The sequence below is a fragment of the Micromonospora sp. NPDC048898 genome (assembly GCF_043198035.1).
Classification (GTDB): Bacteria; Actinomycetota; Actinomycetes; order Mycobacteriales; family Micromonosporaceae; genus Micromonospora.
In genome coordinates this window covers 59,844-78,617 of sequence record NZ_JBICUF010000021.1, presented here as the reverse complement: position 1 = coordinate 78,617, position 18,774 = coordinate 59,844, and the positions used below count along the sequence as shown (strand labels likewise).

General features: G+C 72.1%; 17 protein-coding genes and 1 pseudogene. 13 read left to right on the top strand and 5 right to left on the bottom strand.

Annotated features, from left to right (window positions below):
* Positions 1-199: 199 nt before the first annotated feature.
* The 3 genes and pseudogenes from ACGFIQ_RS32955 to ACGFIQ_RS32945 all read right to left on the bottom strand — a co-directional run bounded on the left by ACGFIQ_RS32955 (position 200) and on the right by ACGFIQ_RS32945 (position 2,951).
* Entirely contained in the window at positions 200-1,549 is a 1,350-nt protein-coding gene (locus tag ACGFIQ_RS32955; RefSeq protein ID WP_393249705.1) for an FAD-dependent oxidoreductase, read from the bottom strand.
* Between the two features lie 187 nt (positions 1,550-1,736).
* Positions 1,737-2,063 (bottom strand): annotated as a pseudogene (locus tag ACGFIQ_RS32950) (TcmI family type II polyketide cyclase); the annotation flags it as partial.
* A gap of 90 nt (positions 2,064-2,153) precedes the next feature.
* On the bottom strand, positions 2,154-2,951 hold the full coding sequence (locus ACGFIQ_RS32945) for a BTAD domain-containing putative transcriptional regulator (protein WP_393249703.1): 798 nt from the start codon (positions 2,949-2,951) through the stop codon (positions 2,154-2,156).
* Between the two features lie 433 nt (positions 2,952-3,384).
* Here ACGFIQ_RS32945 and ACGFIQ_RS32940 point away from each other — a divergent pair, with 433 nt between their 5' ends.
* The 10 genes from ACGFIQ_RS32940 to ACGFIQ_RS32895 all read left to right on the top strand — a co-directional run bounded on the left by ACGFIQ_RS32940 (position 3,385) and on the right by ACGFIQ_RS32895 (position 12,525).
* Positions 3,385-3,723: a TcmI family type II polyketide cyclase gene (locus ACGFIQ_RS32940; protein ID WP_393249701.1), complete on the top strand. Its 339-nt coding sequence runs from the start codon at positions 3,385-3,387 to the stop codon at positions 3,721-3,723.
* Positions 3,720-5,471: an acetyl-CoA carboxylase carboxyltransferase subunit alpha gene (locus ACGFIQ_RS32935; RefSeq protein WP_393249699.1), complete on the top strand. Its 1,752-nt coding sequence runs from the start codon at positions 3,720-3,722 to the stop codon at positions 5,469-5,471. The genes ACGFIQ_RS32940 and ACGFIQ_RS32935 overlap by 4 nt, the downstream gene beginning before the upstream one ends.
* Positions 5,468-5,983, top strand: a complete 516-nt coding sequence (gene accB, locus ACGFIQ_RS32930) for an acetyl-CoA carboxylase biotin carboxyl carrier protein (protein ID WP_393249697.1) — start codon at positions 5,468-5,470, stop codon at positions 5,981-5,983. Before ACGFIQ_RS32935 ends, accB begins: the two co-directional genes overlap by 4 nt.
* 19 nt (positions 5,984-6,002) lie before the next feature.
* Positions 6,003-7,433 carry an acetyl/propionyl/methylcrotonyl-CoA carboxylase subunit alpha gene (locus ACGFIQ_RS32925; RefSeq protein ID WP_393249695.1) on the top strand — a complete coding sequence of 477 codons (1,431 nt, stop codon included), beginning with the start codon at positions 6,003-6,005 and terminating at the stop codon, positions 7,431-7,433.
* Positions 7,430-8,185, top strand: a complete 756-nt coding sequence (locus ACGFIQ_RS32920; protein ID WP_393249693.1) for an SRPBCC family protein — start codon at positions 7,430-7,432, stop codon at positions 8,183-8,185. Before ACGFIQ_RS32925 ends, ACGFIQ_RS32920 begins: the two co-directional genes overlap by 4 nt.
* On the top strand, positions 8,178-8,582 hold the full coding sequence (locus ACGFIQ_RS32915) for a cupin domain-containing protein (RefSeq protein ID WP_393249691.1): 405 nt from the start codon (positions 8,178-8,180) through the stop codon (positions 8,580-8,582). The genes ACGFIQ_RS32920 and ACGFIQ_RS32915 overlap by 8 nt, the downstream gene beginning before the upstream one ends.
* Before the next feature lie 114 nt (positions 8,583-8,696).
* Positions 8,697-9,986: a beta-ketoacyl-[acyl-carrier-protein] synthase family protein gene (locus tag ACGFIQ_RS32910; RefSeq protein WP_393249689.1), complete on the top strand. Its 1,290-nt coding sequence runs from the start codon at positions 8,697-8,699 to the stop codon at positions 9,984-9,986.
* Positions 9,983-11,248, top strand: coding sequence for a beta-ketoacyl synthase N-terminal-like domain-containing protein (locus tag ACGFIQ_RS32905; protein ID WP_393249687.1), 1,266 nt, complete (start codon positions 9,983-9,985; stop codon positions 11,246-11,248). Before ACGFIQ_RS32910 ends, ACGFIQ_RS32905 begins: the two co-directional genes overlap by 4 nt.
* Positions 11,245-11,562 (top strand): antibiotic biosynthesis monooxygenase family protein, encoded by a 318-nt coding sequence (locus tag ACGFIQ_RS32900; RefSeq protein ID WP_393249685.1) that lies wholly within the window; start codon positions 11,245-11,247, stop codon positions 11,560-11,562. The genes ACGFIQ_RS32905 and ACGFIQ_RS32900 overlap by 4 nt, the downstream gene beginning before the upstream one ends.
* 597 nt (positions 11,563-12,159) lie before the next feature.
* Positions 12,160-12,525 carry a hypothetical protein gene (locus ACGFIQ_RS32895; RefSeq protein ID WP_393249683.1) on the top strand — a complete coding sequence of 122 codons (366 nt, stop codon included), beginning with the start codon at positions 12,160-12,162 and terminating at the stop codon, positions 12,523-12,525.
* 12 nt (positions 12,526-12,537) lie between these two features.
* Here ACGFIQ_RS32895 and ACGFIQ_RS32890 read toward each other — a convergent pair whose 3' ends face one another.
* A complete protein-coding gene (locus ACGFIQ_RS32890; RefSeq protein ID WP_393249681.1) occupies positions 12,538-13,779 on the bottom strand; it encodes a Tat pathway signal protein in 1,242 nt (413 codons plus the stop codon).
* Between the two features lie 21 nt (positions 13,780-13,800).
* On the opposite strand from ACGFIQ_RS32890, the gene ACGFIQ_RS32885 reads away from it, so the two are divergent.
* Entirely contained in the window at positions 13,801-14,238 is a 438-nt protein-coding gene (locus ACGFIQ_RS32885) for a M55 family metallopeptidase (protein WP_393249679.1), read from the top strand.
* Positions 14,239-14,271: 33 nt separating this feature from the next.
* Here ACGFIQ_RS32885 and ACGFIQ_RS32880 read toward each other — a convergent pair whose 3' ends face one another.
* Entirely contained in the window at positions 14,272-15,639 is a 1,368-nt protein-coding gene (locus ACGFIQ_RS32880) for a hypothetical protein (protein WP_393249677.1), read from the bottom strand.
* Between the two features lie 319 nt (positions 15,640-15,958).
* Here ACGFIQ_RS32880 and ACGFIQ_RS32875 point away from each other — a divergent pair, with 319 nt between their 5' ends.
* Together ACGFIQ_RS32875 and ACGFIQ_RS32870 are read left to right on the top strand one after the other, a co-directional pair.
* On the top strand, positions 15,959-17,098 hold the full coding sequence (locus tag ACGFIQ_RS32875) for a helix-turn-helix domain-containing protein (RefSeq protein ID WP_393249675.1): 1,140 nt from the start codon (positions 15,959-15,961) through the stop codon (positions 17,096-17,098).
* A 295-nt stretch (positions 17,099-17,393) separates the two neighbouring features.
* Complete coding sequence (locus ACGFIQ_RS32870; protein ID WP_393249673.1) at positions 17,394-18,743, top strand: class I adenylate-forming enzyme family protein; 1,350 nt, start codon at positions 17,394-17,396, stop codon at positions 18,741-18,743.
* Positions 18,744-18,774: the final 31 nt, after the last annotated feature.

Below are 18,774 nucleotides of genomic sequence, written 5' to 3'. Positions count from 1 at the left end.
ACCTCAGGCGGTGCCCGCCGAGTGACGCAGCGTCGCACCGAACAGGCGGCGTCGCCACCAGAGCGGCGTCGCCACCAGACAAGCAGCGTCGCACCAGGACGACACGAAGACCCGGCACGACGAGACCCGACACGACGAGACCCGGCACGACGAGACCCGGGCCCGGCGGGGGGACGCCGAACCCGGGCCGATGTCTGACTCAGTCCTGGTCGCCCTCGTAGGTGTGGAAGTCGTCGACGAACCGGCGCCGCAGCCGGGGTACCCGACTTGTCACTCCGAAGTAGCCGCGCGCGCCGAGCAGCGCGAGCCGACCCACCACCGGCCGGTACATCCGGTCGTCGCCGCTGGTGCCGCTGCGGTTGAGCGATTCGGCGACCCGCGCGAAGCCGTACGGCACCATCGCCGCCTCGTAGTCGGCGACCGCCTGGACCAGCGTCTTGTCGCCGGTGGCGGCGCGGCCGAGTTGTTCGCAGAGCAGGCGGGCGTCGCGCAGCGCGGTGTTCGCGCCCACCCCGCGACCCGGGGTCATGGTGTGGATGGCGTCGCCGAGCATGGTGACGGTGCTGCTCTTCCAGGGCGGCACCGGCTCGGACGTGGACACTCGGATCGGTAGGGCACTGGACGGGTCCGCCCGGGTCAGCAACTCCCGCAGGTTCGAGTGCCAGTTCGAGGTGAGGTCCAGGGCGACGCGTACCAGGTCCTCGCCGCGACGTTCCATGACGTCGGCCGGGAATCGGCGACCCGTGCTCCAGATGATCAGGTTGATGTTGTCGGTGGTGGTGTCGTGGGCCAGGCCGGGCCAGTTGCGCAGCAGCGCGGCGTCGGCGTCGCTGACGCCGGGTTTGATCGCCCGGCGGGCGTCCCACTTGAACTCCATGACGTGCAGTACGCCCATCATCCCGCCGACGCCGAAGATCAGCGAGATGCCCTGGCGGACCCGGTCCGGGACGAGGCTGCGGGTGTGCGCGGTGAGCGGAATGCGGGTGGCGATGTTGATGGTGCCGGCGTCGCGGGTGACGGCGTGCGGCAGGTACTGCCGGCGTACCGCCGAGTGGGTGCCGTCCGCCGCCACCAGCAGGTTGCCGGTGGCGCTGGTGCCGTCGGCGAAGTACGCGGTGACCGTGCCGTCGTCGCGCTGCTCGTAGCGGGTGAAGGTCCTGTCGAAGTGCACCACGTCGTCCAGGCCGGTCAGCAGCACCTGGCGCAGCACCATCCGGGCCACCGAATGTTCGGTGTGCACCGGGTCGGCGCTCGGTCGCAGGGGGAAGGACGCGGTCTGGCGGAGCCCCTGGGTGACCACGTTGAAGTAGTGCGGCGGCCGCGCGCAGGTGGCCAGGAAGGTGGCGAACAGTTCCGGGGGCAGGCACTCCCGCAGCGCCCGGCTACCGGTGGGGCCGATGCCGACCCGGTAGCCGAGCAGACCGTCGGCGCGGTCGCGGTGCCGCTCGTAGACGGCGACGCTGATCCCGGCGCGGCGCAGGCCGTGCGCCAGGCACAACCCGCCGGTGCCGGCGCCGATGACCAGGACGTGCGGCGGTGCGGCGGACATCTCAACCGGCCGGTCGCGCCGCGGGCGCGTCGGTACCGGCCGGGCGTGCCGCGGGTAGGTCGGTGCCGGCCGGGCGTGCCGCGGGTAGGTCGGTGCCGGCCGGGCGTGCCGCGGGTAGGTCGGTGCCGGCCGGGCGCGCCGCCGGCCCGTCGGTACCGATCGGGCGCGCCGCCGGCACGTCGGTGCCGGCCGGGCGTGCGTCCCACCGGTAGAAGCAGCCGGCGATCGCGTCCCGGGGGGAGCGCCACGTCGGCAGGTACGGCGACGTGTGCGCGGAGAGCCGTTCGTTGACCTGTTGGAAGAGCGGGTGGTTGCGGGCCGCCGCGAGGGCGTCCGGGTCGACGTCGTCCGAGGTCTCCAGCAGGTGTACGCACAGGTCGTGCAGGCAGTACAGGGACCGGTGCGTGACGCCGGTCAGACCGGGCAGGTCGGTGGCGTCGGATTCGGCGAAGATCTGCGCGACCCGCCCCTCCGCGCCCGGGATGATCCGGCTGACGATCAGTAGACGACTCATGGGACCCCTTCCGCCGGTGGCCTCCCGACCCTCGGATCGGCGCCACGTGCTCTGTGCGCCTACCGTGCCGCAGCGTCTGTCACATCTCCGTCACGTACGCCGGCCCGCCGGTGACGGGCGGTCGGTGACGGCGTCGCGGGTGGCCTGCCGGATCGGGGCGAGCGTGTCGTCGAGCAGGGCGCTCATCGCGGGGCTCGGCTCCAGACTCAGCTCCCTGCGCAGCAGGTCCCGGTAGACGTAGAAGGCGTGGACGGCCTCGAAGGCGTTGCCCTCGGCCAGGTGGATGCGGACCACCAGCCGGTGCGGTGTCTCCCGTAGCGGCTCGGCGGCCATCGCCTCCAGTGCGGCGTCCAGGGCCTCGCCGTGCCGCCCTGCGGTGAGGTGCTGCCCGGCGACCTGTTCCAGCATGTGCAGGCGGAGTTGGCGCAGTCTCTCCCGGTCCAGCAGCACCCAGTCGTCGTACCAGCCGGGCAGGAGGTCGTGCCGGCCGGCGGCGAGTGCTCCCGCGGCGATGCGCGGGTCGTCGCCGTCGCGGACCCGGGCCGCGGTGCCGACCAGGTCGTCCACGTCGAGCCGGACCGTCGGGTCGAGCCGTACGGTGTCGCTGGCCACGGTCATCGGGCAGCACGGGTCCTGCCGGAGTCGCCACAGCGCGGTGCGCAGCGAGGACAGCGCCCGTTCCTCCGAGGCGTCGGGCCAGAGCAGGCCGGCGAGTTGGCTGCGGGTGGCGCCCGGGCGCAGCCCGATCAGCGCGATCACCCGTTGCAGCCCGCGGGGCACCACGACCGGCACCGCCTCGCGCAACAGCCGGAAACCGCCGAGCAGGTGGAGTGCGACGCCCTCTCCGGGTGGGCCCCCGGCGGTCGGCACGGACGGGTCAGCGGTCACGGCGGCACCCCCTGCGGAACGCTCGTCCCGACTGTCTGCTGTGGCCCGGATCGGTTGCCCGTGACGCCACTGTCGGCCCCACCGGTGCAGGCGCGGCCCTCGGCTGCCGGGCGCGGCCCCGCCCGCCGAGGCTGCCGGGCTGACCACGGTGAAGATTATCAATAACAGTCACGTTGAGTCAACGCCGCAGTGGGCCTTCTATTGGTGGCAGTCAACCTGAGATCGCTTCCGAACTGCGCAAACGCTGCGAGGGGATACAACGCTCGCATAGCTGATACACAGGTTGCGTCAACGCAGCGTCACCAATGGGCGTTGCTGGCCGGTGTGGCCCGGTGACGCCGCCGTGACGAGGACTGCCGCATCGTGTCGGCAGTCGTCCAGCGCGTCCGGGGGCGACCCGTCGCCGGCCGGACGCCGTGGGGGGAGGCCCAGCATGGACCGATCGCTGATCGTCGCGAAGGTGGATCCGACCGCCGAGGAGCGGGTGGCCGAGATCTTCGCCGAGTCGGACGCGACGGAACTGCCGCGTCTGGTCGGTGTCCGGCACCGCTCGCTGTACCGGCTGCACGACCTCTACGTGCACCTGCTCGAAACCGAGCAGCCGGCCCAGAGCGCGGTGGAGGGTGCCCGGGGCCACCCGGAGTTCATCCGGGTCAGCGACCGTCTGCGCCCGTACGTGTCGCCGTACCTGTCCACCTGGCGCTCACCGCGCGACGCGATGGCGCGGTGCTTCTACCGGTTCGACGCCCCGGACACCCGGCGGCGGCCGTGACCGCCACCGCACCCCGCGAGGAGCAGCTCTGGTCCCGCTGCGCCGGCTGCGCCAGCCTGCTCTACCGCAAACGGTTGCGCCGCAACCTGGACGTCTGCCCGGAGTGTGGCGAGCACGCCCGCCTCGGCGCTCCGGAACGCCTGCGCCAACTCGTCGACCCCGGCTCGCTGCGCCTGCTGCCCGACCAGCTTCCCGAGGCGGACCCGATCGACTTCGTCGACGTGCTGCCGTACCCGCACCGGCTCAGCGCCGCCCGCGCCAGCACCGGCCTTGCCGAGGCGGTGGTCTGCGCCACCGCCACCATCGGCGGTCACCCGGCCGTGCTGGCGGTGATGGACTTCCGCTTCCTCGGCGGCAGCCTGGGCTGCGCGGTGGGCGAGCTGATCACCCGGGCCGCCGAACGGGCGCTGGACGACCGGATCCCCCTCATCCTGGTCACCGCCTCCGGCGGGGCACGGATGCAGGAGGGCGTGCTGTCGTTGATGCAGATGGCCACCGTCAGCCAGGCGATCGCCGCGCTGCGCGAGGCGGGCCTGCTCACCGTGAGCGTCCTCACCGACCCGACCTACGGCGGGGTGGCCGCGTCGTTCGCCACCAACACCGACCTGGTGCTCGCGGAGAGCGGCGCGCGGATGGGCTTCGCCGGTCCCCGGGTGATCCGCCAGGTGACCGGCCGGGCGCTGCCGGAAGGGTTCCAGACCGCCGACGTCCTGCTCCGGCACGGGCAGGTCGACATGGTGGTGCAGCGCCGTTCCCTGCGCCCTCGGCTGGCGGCGCTGCTCGCCGCCACCCGCGCCACCCGCCCGAGTCGTCCACCCGTACCCCGGCAGGAGCCGGCGCCGCGTCGCGAGCGCCTCGCCGAGACCGGCGCGCCGCCCGCGCGTCCGGCCGACCCGACGGCAGTCGGGGTCGCGCCGACCAACCCGGCGGTACGCGACGCGTGGGACACCGTCCGGATGGCCCGGCACCCCGGGCGACCCACCACACTGGACTACCTCGACTCGGTCTTCGACGGGTTCCTGGAGCTGCACGGCGATCGGCTGGGCGCGGACTGCCCGGCCATCGTGGGTGGGGTGGCGCGGCTGGCCGACCGGCACGTGATGGTCATCGGCCACCAGAAGGGGCACACCACCGCCGAGCTGGTGGCCCGCAACTTCGGCATGGCCAGCCCGGCCGGGCACCGCAAGGCGCTGCGGCTGATGCGCCTCGCGGCCCGCCTCGGCCTGCCCGTGGTCACGCTCGTGGACACCCCCGGCGCCGACCCCGGGGTGAGCGCCGAGGAACAGGGCCAGGCGGCGGCCATCGCGGAGAACATCCTCACCCTCACCGTGCTGCCCACCCCCGTGCTCGCGGTGATCACCGGAGAGGGTGGCAGCGGTGGTGCCCTGGCCCTCGCCGTCGCCGACCGGGTGCTGATGCTGGAGAACGCCGTCTACTCGGTGATCAGCCCGGAGGGCTGTGCCGCGATCCTCTGGCCGGACCGGTCCGCCGCACCGCAGGCCGCCCGCGCGCTCCGACTGACCGCGCCGGACCTGTGCCGGCTCGGGGTTGTCGACGAGGTCGTACCGGAGCCGGCCGGCGCCGCCCACGACGACCCGGCGGAGACCGCCCGCCGGCTGCGTGCCGCCCTGCTGACCAATCTGCTGCCGTTGCTGGACGTGCCGCCCGCCATGCTGGTGCGCCTGCGCCGACAGCGCTTCCGACGCTTCGGCACGACCCGTGCCGGTGCCCGGGCGGGTGCGCGGTGACCGCCGGTGAGGCGGCGGTGTCGACAGTCGAGACGCCCCACGACGCCGGGACGGGTGACGAGGAGGCGCTGGCCGGGCTGCGCCGGCAGGCGCACCACCTGATCGCCGAACTGGCCGGGCCGGTGCGCCGGATCCGGCTGCGCAGCGGCCCGGCGGTGCTGGAGGTCGAGTGGCACCCGGAGGAGCCGACCCGTGCCGACGTACCCGCGGGGGTTGCCGGTTCGGCGCCGCCGGCCGCCGGCCGGTTCACGGCACCGAACCGGCCGCCGGTGACCGCCGCGGTGCGGGCACCGCTGGTCGGCACCTTCTACCGGGCGTCGGAGCCCGGTGCCAAGCCCTTCGTCGCGGTGGGCGACCTGGTCCGCCCGGGCCAGCCGGTCGCCATCGTCGAGGCGATGAAGCTGATGAACGAGGTGACCGCCGACCGGGCCGGCCGGGTGGTCGCGATCCTCGTCGAGGACGGCCACCCGGTGGAGTACGACCAGCCGCTCGTCGAGCTGGACCCGGCATGACCGCGCAGGGTGGTTGACCATGTTCGAGACCGTGCTGATCGCCAATCGGGGCGAGATCGCGCTGCGGGTGCTGCGCGCCTGCAAGGAGTTGGGCGTGCGTACCGCGGTGGTCTACTCCGCCGCGGACGCCGACTCGCCGGTGGTCCGCCTCGCCGACCAGGCCGTCCGGATCGGGCCGGCGTCGAGCCGGCGCAGCTACCTCAACGCCGCCGCGATCGTGGAGGCGGCCCGACAGGTGGGCGCACAGGCCGTCCACCCCGGTTACGGATTCCTCTCCGAGGACGCCGACTTCGCCGAGATCTGTGCGGACAACGGGCTGACCTTCATCGGCCCGCCACCAGCGGTGATGGCCGCGCTGGCCGACAAGTCCTCGGCGCGGGCGCTGCTGAGCCGCGCCGGCCTGCCCCTGTCGCCGGGCAGCGTCGCGCCGGTGCCGACCGCCGCCGCGGCGGCCGAGGTGGCCGAGGCCGTCGGCTACCCGGTGATCGTGAAGGCCGCCGCCGGGGGAGGGGGCCGGGGGATGACGGTGGTGCACACCCCGGGCGAGCTGCACCGGGCGTACGCCCGCACCCGGGCCGCCGCGCAGGCCGCCTTCGGCGACGACCGGGTGTACGTCGAGCGCTACCTCACCGAGGCGCGCCACGTCGAGGTGCAGGTGCTCTGCGACTCCCACGGAAACGGGGTGCACCTGGGCACCCGGGACTGCTCGGTGCAGCGCCGGCACCAGAAGCTCGTCGAGGAGGCACCCGCCCCGGCGCTGTCCGCCGCCGTCCTCGACACCATCGCCGAGGCCGCCCTGCGCGGCGCGCTGCGTGTCGGTTTCGTCGGCGCCGGCACGCTGGAGTTCCTGGTAGACGCCGAGGAACAGTTCCACTTCCTGGAAATCAACTGCCGGATCCAGGTGGAGCATCCGGTCACCGAGATGGTCACCGGGATCGACCTGGTGCACGAGCAACTGCACATCGCCGCCGGGGTGCCGCTGCGCTGGCGGCAGGAGGAGATCCGCCTGCACGGCGTCGCGATCGAGTGCCGGGTCAACACCGAGGACCCCGAGCGGGACTTCGCACCGACCCCCGGCCGGTTGGCGCGTTTCACCCCACCCGGCGGCCCGTTCACCCGGGTCGACACCCACGCCAGCGCCGGCTACCTGGTCGGCCCCTGGTACGACTCGCTCCTGGCCAAGGTGATCGTCTGGGCGCCGGACCGGGAGCTGGCCCTCAACCGGCTGGAGCGGGCCCTGGACGAGTTCGACATCGCCGGGCCGGGCGTGCACACCACCATCCCGTTCGTCCGGCGGGTGCTCGACGACGCCGCATTCCGCAAGGGCCGCTACACCACCGGCCTGGTCGACCGTCTGCTCGGCGCGTCCGCGCAGCGGCCCACGGCCACCCCCGCACCGCGCCCCGCGTCCGCCGCGGAGCCCGACATCACCCTCAGGAGGACCCGATGACCGTCACCCATGGTCGAGGAATGACCGCCGAGATCACCGACATCCTGGTGGCGCACTGCGGGCTGGACGCCGACGCGGCGGCCCGGTCACCCGCCGCGTCGCTGGAAGAGCTGGGGATGGACTCCCTCGCCCTGCTGGAACTCTCCGCGGTCGTCGCCGACCGGTGGCAGGTGAGCATCCCCGAGCAGGCCAGCGAGCTGAGCATCCCGGCGGTGGCCGACCTGATCGCCCGCCGCGCCGATCCACCCGGGCACACCGAGAACAGCGTGCTCCTCGACGCGCCGCTCCCGCTGGTCTGGGACGTCACCAACGACGTGGCGAACTGGACCGAACTGTTCACCGAGTACGCCGTGGTGGAGATCCTGCACCGCGAGGGGTACACCGTGCGGTTCCGACTCACCATGTATCCCGACGAGAACGGGGTGGCCTGGAGCTGGGTCAGCGAGCGCACCTCCGATCCGGTGAGCAGGCAGGTCAGGGCGCACCGGGTGGAGACCGGGCCGTTCGAGTACATGCGGATCCACTGGCGCTACACCGAGGAGGCCGGCGGCACCCGGATGACCTGGACGCAGGACTTCGCGATGAAGCCGACCGCGCCGGTGGACAACGCCGGGATGACCGAGCGGATCAACACCAACAGCGTCATCCAACTCGCGGTGATCAAGGACCGGGTGGAGCGGATCGCCCGGCAGCGCGCCGACCAGGACGCCCCGGCGGCCAGCGCCGACCCGACGGAGGCCGACGATGAGTGACCTGAGCACCCGGCCGATCGCCGCCGGGGACGTACCCGCCGACCGGCGACGCGGCGGTGAGCTGCGGGTGTTGCTCGGGCCCCGCACCGTCGGCAGCACCTCGGGCTTCCTCGGGGTCGCCGCCCTCGCGCCGGGCGAGCGGATCGCCGAGCACTACCACCCGTACAGCGAGGAATTCCTGTACGTGGTGCGCGGCGCGATCACCGTCGACCTGGACGACCAGCCGACACTCCTGGCCGCCGGTGAGGCGCTGTTCGTCCCGGTGAACGTGCGCCACCGACTGCGCAACACCGGTGTCGAACCGGCCGAGGTGGTCTTCCACCTGGGCCCGCTCGCCCCCCGCCCGGAGCTGGGGCACGTCGACACCGAGTTGGCCGAACGGCGCGGTGGGTCGTGAGCGTGAGGAGTGAGCCGGGGTTGCGAGCCCCGCAGTCGCGAACCGAGGTGGCGTCGTGAGCGTGAGGAGTGAGCCGGGGTTGCGAGCCCCGCAGTCGCGAACCGAGGTGGCGTCGTGAGCGGACGTCGCACGGTGGTGACCGGGATCGGGGTGGTCGCCCCCGGGGGTGCCAGTCGGGACCGGTTCTGGAAGACCATCACCGAGGGGCGGACCGCCACCCGGCGGATCAGCTTCTTCGACCCGTCGGCGTTCCGGTCGCAGATCGCCGCCGAGTGCGACTTCGATCCCGTCGCCGCGGGGCTCACCGATGCCGAACGACGCCGGGCCGACCGGTACGTGCAGTTCGCGCTGGCCTGCTCCGCGGAGGCCGTCGCCGATGCCGGGTTGGTGCTCACCGACGCCGAGCGGAACCGGGCCGGGGTGGTGCTCGGCACCGCCGTGGGGGGCACGATGGCGCTGGAACAGGAGTACGTCACCGTCAGCGAGCACGGCCAGCGCTGGCTCGTCGACGCGACGCGCGGTGGCCCGTACCTCTATCAGGCGTTGGTGCCCAGCAGCCTCGCCGCCGACGTGGCCTGCCGGCACGGGCTGCACGGCCCGGCGCAGGTGGTGTCCACCGGGTGCACCTCCGGCATCGACGCCATCGGCTACGCCCACCAGATGATCGTGGACGGTGAGGCGGACGTGATGCTGGCCGGCGCGGCGGACTCGCCGATCTCGCCGGTCACCGTCGCCTCGTTCGACGCGATCAAGGCGACCAGTCCGGACAACGACGACCCGGCGCACGCCTCCCGTCCGTTCGACGCCGACCGGCACGGGTTCGTGCTGGCCGAGGGTGCGGCGGTGCTGGTGTTGGAGGAGGTCGAGCATGCCCGCCGGCGGGGTGCGCACATCTACTGCGAGGTGGCCGGTTATGCCAGCCGCAGCAATGGTTACCACATGACCGGGCTGCGTCCGGACGGCCTGGAGATGAGTCTCGCCGTCACCGACGCGTTGAAGCAGGGGCGGATCCTCCCCGAGCAGGTGTCCTACATCAGCGCCCACGGCTCGGGTACCAAGCAGAACGACAGGCACGAGACGGCCGCGTTCAAACGGGCGTTGGGTCAGGCCGCGTACCGGGTGCCGATCAGCTCGATCAAGTCGATGGTCGGGCACTCGCTCGGCGCGATCGGGTCGATCGAGATGGCGGCGTGTGCCCTCGCGATCGAGTTCGGCGTGGTGCCACCGACGGCCAACTGGAGCACCCGGGACCCGGAGTGCGACCTGGACTACGTACCCAATGAGGCGCGGGAGGTGCCGGTGGACGTGGCGCTGTCGGTGGGCAGCGGGTTCGGCGGTTTCCAGTCGGCGATGGTGTTCCGTCGGCTGCGCGGCCCGGCGGCGGCGGGCCCGGTGGCGGCGTGAGCGCCGCCCGGCCCGGTGCCGCTCGGGCGGTGGTGACCGGCATCGGTGTGGTCGCGCCCAGTGGCATCGGCGCGGACGCGCACTGGCGGACGGTGCTGGCTGGCACCCGCCGGACCGGGCCGATCACCCTGTTCGACCCGGCGGGCTATCCGACCCGCCTCGGCGGGGAGGTGCCCGGCTTCACCGCCGACTCCTACGCCGACAGTCGACAGGTGGTGCAGACCGACAGGTGGACGCACCTCGGCTTCGCCGCGACGCGGCTGGCGTTGGCCGATGCCGGCCTGCCCGACCGGGCCCCCGACCCGTACGGCTACGCGGTGACCCTGGCCAGCTCGTCCGGGGGCAACCTGTTCGGCCAGCGGGAGCTGCAACGGTTGTGGGGCGGCACGTCGCGCACGGTCGGGGCGTACCAGTCGATCGCCTGGTTCTACGCGGCAAGCGTCGGGCAGCTCTCCATCCACCACCAGTTCAAGGGCCCGAGCGGGGTGCTCGTCGCGGAGGCGGCCGGCGGGCTGGACAGCCTCGCGCACGCCGCCCGCGCGGTACGCCGGGGCACCCCCGTGGTGATCGCCGGGGCCACCGAGTGCCCCCTGAGTCCGTACGCGCTGGCCTGCCAGCTGCGCTCCGGGCTGCTCAGCGACGTCTCCGACCCGCAGCGGGCGTACCGGCCGTTCGACGCCTCGGCCAGCGGCTACCTGCCGGCCGAGGGGGGTGCGGTGTTCGTGGTGGAGGAGCTGGGGCACGCCCTCGCCCGGGGCGCCCGGGTCTACGGCGAGGTGAGCGGGTGGGGCTCCACCCACGACGCCGCGCACACCACGGCGGACAGCGCCGGTGACCCGATCCAGTACGCGCGGGCGATGCGGCTGGCCCTGGACCGGGCCGGCGTCACGGCGGCCGGGATCGACGTGGTGCTGCCCGACGCCCTCGGCGTGCGCCGTTACGATCGCAGCGAGGCCGAGGCGCTGCGCGCCGTGTTCGTCGACCGGCCGGTCCCGGTGACGACGCAGAAACCGTTGACCGGGCGGGCGTACCAGGGCGGCTCGGCGTTGGACGTGGCCACCGCGCTGCTCGCCTTCGCGCACGACACACTGCCCGCGTCGGCCGGCCCGCAGGAGGTCGCCGAGGGGTGCGAGCTGGACTTCCTGCGCGAACACCGCCAGCCGCGCAGCAGGCTCGCGTTGGTCTGCGCGCGGGGGTTCGACGGGTTCAACAGCGCACTGGTCCTGCGCGGGGCGGTGCCGATGAGGGGAGAGACGCCGTGAGCGAACAGCGGGCGCGGGTGGTGTTCCTGGTGCGGGTGCCGGTGGGGCGCACCGAGGATTTCCTCGCCGCCTACGAGGACGTGCGGCACCTGGTCGCCGGTGGGGTGCCGGGGCACCTGGTCGACCAGGTGTGCCGCTCGTCGACCGACCCGGAACAGTGGTTGATCACCAGCGAGTGGGCGAGCCTGGCCGACTTCGAAGACTGGGAACGCACCCCGGAGCACCGGGATCTGGTGCGCCCGATGCGGGAGTGCTTCACCGACGCCCGCTCGCTGCGCTTCCACATCCACGCCCAAACCCAAGCCCTGGCCTGAGGCCCACCCCACCCCACCCTGCCCCCTACCCCCTGGCCCCTGGCCCCTGGCCCCTGTCGATCATGGAGTTGTGGTGGGCGACAAAGTGCCCGAATGGCACCAAGCTAGGCACCACAACTCCATGATCGACGGACCCTCCCCGCGATCTTGCACTTACTGTCGCGAAATCGGGGGCACTTCACGCATCTCGACGACCGAAAGTGCAAGATCGGCGTGGCGGGACGGCGCCTTGGCTGCGCCGCGCGGGGATCGTGCATCCCACCGAGACGGTCGGGGTCGAACATCGCCGTCCGCTCTGAGGCTCCAGACGCGACGGGGTGTGGGAGATGGACGTACGCGGCATCAGCGGCACTGTCGTAGGTGCAGACCAGCGGCATGCGCGCTTCCATGAACGTGATCAGCAGGCTGGCATGGAGCTGCCCCAGCACAAGCATGACCAGCGAAGCGTCGCCGACACAGACTGCCGCCCGCGCACCAGGCTGACCGACTCCGCGAACGTGTGGGCCAGCGCATGACCAGGTGAGCGGGTGCCGACGCCGGACGGCGATGGCGGTGATAACGCTATTCAAGCGTGCATCCAATCGGTACGGTCCGCGGATGGACGGTGCCCGGCCATCGCGACTGCCCAGCATGCTGCTGATCGTTGCCATGTGCCTGCTCGGCACCTGCGCCCTGCCGTCCGCAGCACTGTTCGTGCTGACTGGCACCGTCGGAGGCTCAGACCTTGGCACCAGCCTCGCGATCGGCGCGCCGACGCTGATCGCTTACCCCGTTGCGGCGTGGTTGTGGCTGCGCGCCGGTAGGCAACCCACCATTGGGCGGGCGTGGGTGAATGCCGTACTCGGATTCGTGCTGATCGTCGGTAGTTCGATCGCGCCGGTGGCGGTCTTCGGCGCGCTGATCGTGGAAGAGTGGCGGGAAACCCAGCCGGGTGGGCGCGGCTACGACCCCAGTGGCCGGTGACCGCCGAGGAGTTCACCCGAGATGGACAGGGTTCTCGGAGCGCAGGAAGGCCGCAGCCCGTCGGTCGAGTTGCTGGGCGAACGTAGGCAGCCGAGGGCCGAAGCTGCTGAGGCGACTTCGCATGTTCCGCACGGCCAGGACGGCCCGGCCGGACTGGACGCCGGTCATCGCGTCCAGGGCGTGATTCCAGTTCTCGCTCGCCTCGCGGAGCCGCCCACGGGCGCACTGGACATCGGCGAGATTGGCCAGCGTGAGGGTGTGGATGCGCCGGTATGCCTCGGTGTTGCGGGTGGTAATCGACCGGCGAAGTTCGGTCTCCGCGGCGGGAAGGTCGCCTAGATCCCGAAGGGCCTGGCCGGCCTGACTGGCGAGGGAGGTCTCGGTGAAGCCACTTGTTCGAATCCAGCTCGGCTCATCGCCCGGGGCGGCGTTCGCGAGGTGGACTTCGGCCGCGGCGATCGCCGCCGACGTGCGGGCCGCGTCTCCCGTCGCGGCGTACCCGCGTGCGGTGAGGATGGTGAACAGCGCGGTCGCCGCTGGGGACGCCGTCCCCTTCGACCATTCGAGGGACGAATTGGCGAGTTGCAGGGCTTCCTGCCCGTGGCCGAGGTCAACGGCCTGGTGGGCCATCGCGCGCAACGTGAAGCCGGCGAGGGCGCGATCATCTGCCTCGTTCGCCAGTCGCAGCGACTGGAGGTAGTAGCGCTGAGCCAGCCCGTGCAGGGATGAATCGAACGCCTTCCAACCAGCGAGGTAGGTCAGTTCGGCCGCAGCGCTGAACATCGCTTGGCGGTCGTGCTCCGAGGTGAAGCGTCCTTGGAGGTAGCCCGCCACGTCGGAGGTGAGGTACTGGACCACGGCGAGCCGTGCATGGCCTCCTCCAAACCGCTCGTCGGCCTTGCTGAACACGGCGAGTATGTCCCGCACAGCATCGATCTCGCGGCGGCCCACCGCGGCGCCCCCGCCCCGCGCCTGCCGGCCCCGATCGGCGATGTCCTGCCAGGAGTCGAGGGGGACAGCTAGCGCGGCCAGCGAGTACAGGGCGGATAGGTGGAACGCCCGTCGCTCCAAGTCGGCTCTCCCGAGCGTCAGGAGATCGGTAGCCGGGTCGCGCTTCCACCAATCCAGGCCGTCTAGGTCAACCTCCAGGCTACCGCCGCCGACAAGCCCGAGATCGGTTGCTCTGACCACCCGGCCGAGCCTTCGAGAGATGGCCTCAGCCAGATAGCGGGAGGTTCTCTCCCCGGGCTTCACTCCGGCGATCCAATGCCCGACGTGGGATCGGGCGAGATCGGCCTCAACGTCGCCATGGCCGGGCACCTGGACGTGCCCGTCGTCCTGCTCAGCGGGGACGACACCGCCTGCGCGGAATTCAGTGAGCTGGTGTCTTCGGCAGTCACCGTCGCCGTCAAGCAGACCCTGGGCCAGGCCGCCGCGGTCACTCTGCATCCGCAGAAGGCACGGGAGCGGCTGCGCCACGCTGCCGCCGACGCCATCGCCCGGCGTGCCTCGATTCGCCCGGCGAAGGTGGCCGGGCCGGTGGACGTCGAGGTCGACCTGTACGGTCCGTACATGGTCGACCTGGCAGTCCTGGTGCCGGGTGTGACCCGTGTCGGTGGCGGCCGTACGGTCGCCTTCCACGCCGCCGACATCGCCGAGGCGTACCGGCTGATTCAGCTACTCGTTCAGCTCGCCGGCATCAAACCCAGCTAGCGCGCGCGAACCGCTCAAGGCCCGAGCCGCTGCTCAGGAGGCGATGAGGTCTCGGGCGTCCTGACAGAAGCGGCGGACAGCGGGAGTGCGCCTGTACGGAGTCAGCGCCCCAACCAGGTTGCGGACGTGCTTGATGCATCTGGTGGAGGTGACCTGCCCGGTCAGGGTCTGCACGGCCTGGTCGCCGAGGGCGAGCGCCTTGTCCAACTCGGGGTGCTCCTGTTGGACGTACGTGGTGGCAAGCAACGCGTTACGCAGTGCGCCCTCGCGGGTGTACTCGTTGCTCTGTAGCCGCAGCGCTGCCCGCAGGTGGTCGCGAGCGCGCGGCCAGTCTTCGAGCTTGACGAAACAGTAGCCGGCTTGAGCGTGGGCCTGCGCCTCGTTGATCCAGTAGGACCAGTCGGGGTCCCCGTGCTCCGGCCGGCTGTCGGTGAACTTGCCGAATGCCTTGTCGAGCGCCCGGCGGGTGTCGGTTACCGACCGGTTGTTGGCATACGCCTCGGCGGCCCGCAGGTCGAGGATCGTCCCCACCTTGGGGCTCGTAGCCGGGTAGCTGGCTCGCGCGGTCTCCGCGAGGGTCACGGCCTGACGGAGCTGACCGAGATCTTTGGCCTGGCAGGACATGAAGCCGAGGATGTTCGCGCCGAGCCCGCGATCACCGGCTGCGTTGGCCTGATAGAGGCCCGCGATCCAGAACCGTTGCGCCTGGGTGTGGTGGCCGTCGTCGAAGGAGAGCCAACCGGCGAGGCGTAACAGCTCGCCGGCGGTGCCGTGTAGGCGTCGGCCGACTGTGTCGGTATAGCTGCGTTCGCGCAGCACCTCGACCACCGTGCTCAGGTGTTGGCGGACCAGACCCAGAGTCTGGCCGCTCCCGAGGTGGTCGTCCATCCGTCGCAGACTGGCGGTCACCGCGTCTAGGTGATCTACGACGTCGCCGGACACGGGGCGGCCGGCGGTCGATGCGAGGTCCTGCGGTGGTTGGGCGATCAGCCACTCGTGCGCCGGTGATGTCAGTGCGGAACCGAGCAGAGTGAGGAACATCCGTCGGTGCGTCATCCCCTCAGGTTCGTTCACCACCTCGCCCGCCCGCAAGGCCCCGCCTGCGGACCAGGGCAGATCAAGACCGGCTGAGGCGGGAACGGCCTCGAACCCATCGCTTGGCCAACCCAGCTCATCGAGACCAACCGTCCGCTGTAGCTGCTCGGACAGCAGCGCCGTGGTCAACGACGGCCACGGCGTCCGGGGAGTGTCACCCTTCTTCCACTTGTACGGCGTCTTCAGATGCAGCCGTTCTGCCCGCCCGTGCCGCTCTGCGCACTCGTTGAGACGTCGAGCGAACTGCTCAGGCTGCCAGCCCACTTCCGCCAACAACCGCGTCAACGCCTCTCCGCTGGGTGCCACCCGCGAGCCTCCTCATCTGTAACGACCGCCATGCGAACAGTAGCGATTTGGTCGGACATCGGGTGGCTGCGGCACTCGCGGGCACTGTTAGGCACCAAGCGCACCTGCCTCGGCAGTTCCTTGCACGGAGTCCACTGGACACGTCATGACGAGCGAGCCGGGTAGGTGGAGTGCACATGATTTCCGAAGTGGTGGTGGCGGCGGTCTTTGGTGGGCTCGTGCCGGGGTTTCTGCTCGGGTTGCTGGCATTCCGGGTCAAGTCGAGGTGGTGTCCCCACTGTGGGCAGCCCACCCGGGCGCTGCCGCAGGTGCGAGACCGGTGACCCGGCCAATGCCGGAGCGCGATGAGCCGGTCGGACGGCGGGTGGCACGGTGGCGGGTCCGTCGCCGGATGACCCAGCAGATGCTTGCCGACCGGCTCGGCAAGTCGAAGAGCTGGGTCGACAAGGTCGAGCGCGGCGTGCGCAACCTGGACCGCTACTCCGTCGTCCAGGAGATCGCCGAGGTCCTACGCCTCGACCCGGCGGTGCTCCTCGACCCCCGCAGACCACCATCGACGGTCCCCGCCCTGGACGGCATCGACGCGGTCCGCGCCGCCCTGGCCCATTACCACCAACGACCTGCCCGCACCGTGCCCGCCGACGAGGTGGGCCGGCACGTCACGCACGCCTGGCTCAGCTACCAGCACGCCCACTACGCCCACCTCCTGAGGGCGTTGCCCGCCCTGCTCGACGCCGTGCACACCACGGCGGGCCTGCTGGTGCCCGCGTACCGGATCACCGCTTCGGTGCTTGTCAAGGTCGGCGAGCCCAACCTGGCCTGGCTGGCCGCGGACCGGGCCGTCGCCGCCGCTGCGGGTGACCCCATCCGCACCGGCACCGCCACGATCGCCGTGGCGCAGGCGCTGCGCGCCCTGGGCTGTGACCGCCTCGCCCTCACCGCGGCCGTCGCTGCCGTGGGCACGGCCGCCGACGATGGGGTACGCGGAACCCTGCTGCTTCAGGCCGCCATGGCCGCTGCCGGCTGTGGCGACGGTCGCCGTGCTGATGACCTGATCGACCACGCCGCCGCATTGGCCGACAGGTGCAGGGGTACCGACGACCCGCACCACACCGCGTTCGGTCCTACCACCGTGCGACTGGCTCGCTCTGTCAGCGCCCTGTACCTCGGCGACGCCGCCCAGGCCGTATACCGCCACGAGAAGGTCATTGGCGACGACGCCTGGCGTCGACTACCCGCCGAGCATCGCGCGGCCCACCTCGTCGACGCCGCCCGCGCCTACCTCCAGACCGGCGACCTCGCCGCCGCCGGGCACGCCCTGGCCGACGCCGACACCATCGCGCCCGACGAGGTCCGCTACCGGCCTGCTGCTCGTACCCTCGTCGCCGAGCTCGCGCACAGTGGCCGGGCGGCCGCGGGCGTGGCGCGACTCGCCACCCTCGTCGGGCTCACCCGGTGATCGGGACGCCATCGGCCGTCCGGGTGGGGCCGCGCGACGGTTGTACGAGGCGTCATGCCTCGGTGACGTTCCGCCGTATCGCCTACCCGATCCTGCCGGCCGAACGGGCTGTCGGCAATCCGGCTGGCCGCTTCTTTTGGTCCATCCATTCGCATCTAGCAATGGTCCTGTGTGCGTCGTATGGTTCCCCGCAGCACCCCGACAAGCGTACGCGATGGGCAGATTTGCCCTCTTTGATGCTGGGCGGTGATCGGCAGTGGCGGCAGAAGATCCTACGGCGACAGACCCCGGATGGGTGGACGAAGTCCTGTTCGCCGGACGTCCGACCGACGTTTGTCTCCGTCTGCCCGAGCCGATCGACCGGGCCGCCCTGCACCGGCTGGTGACCGCCGCGCAGGAGCGGCTCACCGCCGCCGGACTGCGCCCCGGTGGCGCCGCGGCGCTGCGGCTGCCGCCGTCGCTGGCGTACGTGGTGAACCTGCTGGCGACCTGGCGGGCCGGGGCGCAGGCGATCCTGCTCGACCACCGGCTCACCGACCACGAGGTGGGCCGGGCGCTGGTCCGGCTGACCCCGCAGGTGGTCATCGCCCCGGTGCGGACCGGTGGCGGCGCGCTGAAGATCTTCGTCGACGTCACCGAGGGCGTCACGCGCTACGCCGACGGTCCGGCGGTCAGCGGCCACGCCGTGATCCAGCTCAGCTCCGGCTCCACCGGCCCGTCGAAGGTGATCGGTCGCACCGCGGCGGACCTGGTCGCCGAGGTGCACCGCTACACCCACATCGACGGGGTGGCGCTGCCCGGCGAGCGGATCATCCTGCTGCCCTCGATGGTGCACGTGCTCGGTCTGGTCGGCGGCCTGCTCTACGGGCTGCACGCCGGGGTCGAGTTGGTGCCACCGGAGCGGCTCAGCGGCGACGCCGTGCTGGCCGCGATCGCCGCCGGCACCACGCCGGCCACCGTGCTGGGTGTTCCGTTCCACATCGGACTGCTGGCCTCCACCCGACCGGCTGGGCCGCTGCCCCAGCTGCGGCGGATGACCACCGGCGGCGAGCTGGTGCCGGCCGCCGTCGCCCGGGCCTTCACCGACCGGTACGGGGTGCCGCTGGGCAACATGTACGGGATGACCGAGGTCGGGGTGATCGGCACCGACCTGCACGGCGTACACCGGCCGTCGATCGCCCCGGCCCCCGGCATCGAGGTCCGCGAGACCGGCGGTGAGCTGTGGGTGTCCTGCCCGGCGTCGCCGTACGTCGGACTGAGCGACCCGACCCGCTGGTCCGACGGCTGGCTGCACACCCGCGACGCCGGCACCGTCGATGAGGACACCGGCCTGGTCACGGTGCGCGGTCGACTCGACTCGCAGGTCTCCGTCGGCGGGCTGAAGGTCGACCTGACCGAGGTGGAGGCCACCGTCGCCGAGCTGACCGGGGTGGCCGCGGCCGTGGTGGTCTGGGACGGCGGCATCACCGCGTACGTCCAGCCGGACGGCCCGCTGTCGGAGGAGACGCTGGACAAGCTCCTCGCCGAGCGGTTGGCCGGCTACAAGCGGCCGCGCGTCCTGCACCTGGTCGATCAGTTGCCCCGCACCACCACCGGCAAGCTGGTCCGCGCGACCGACGCACTGCGCTCGGCGGTCACCCCGTGACGGGGACCAAGCAGCAGGGCACCCGCCCGCC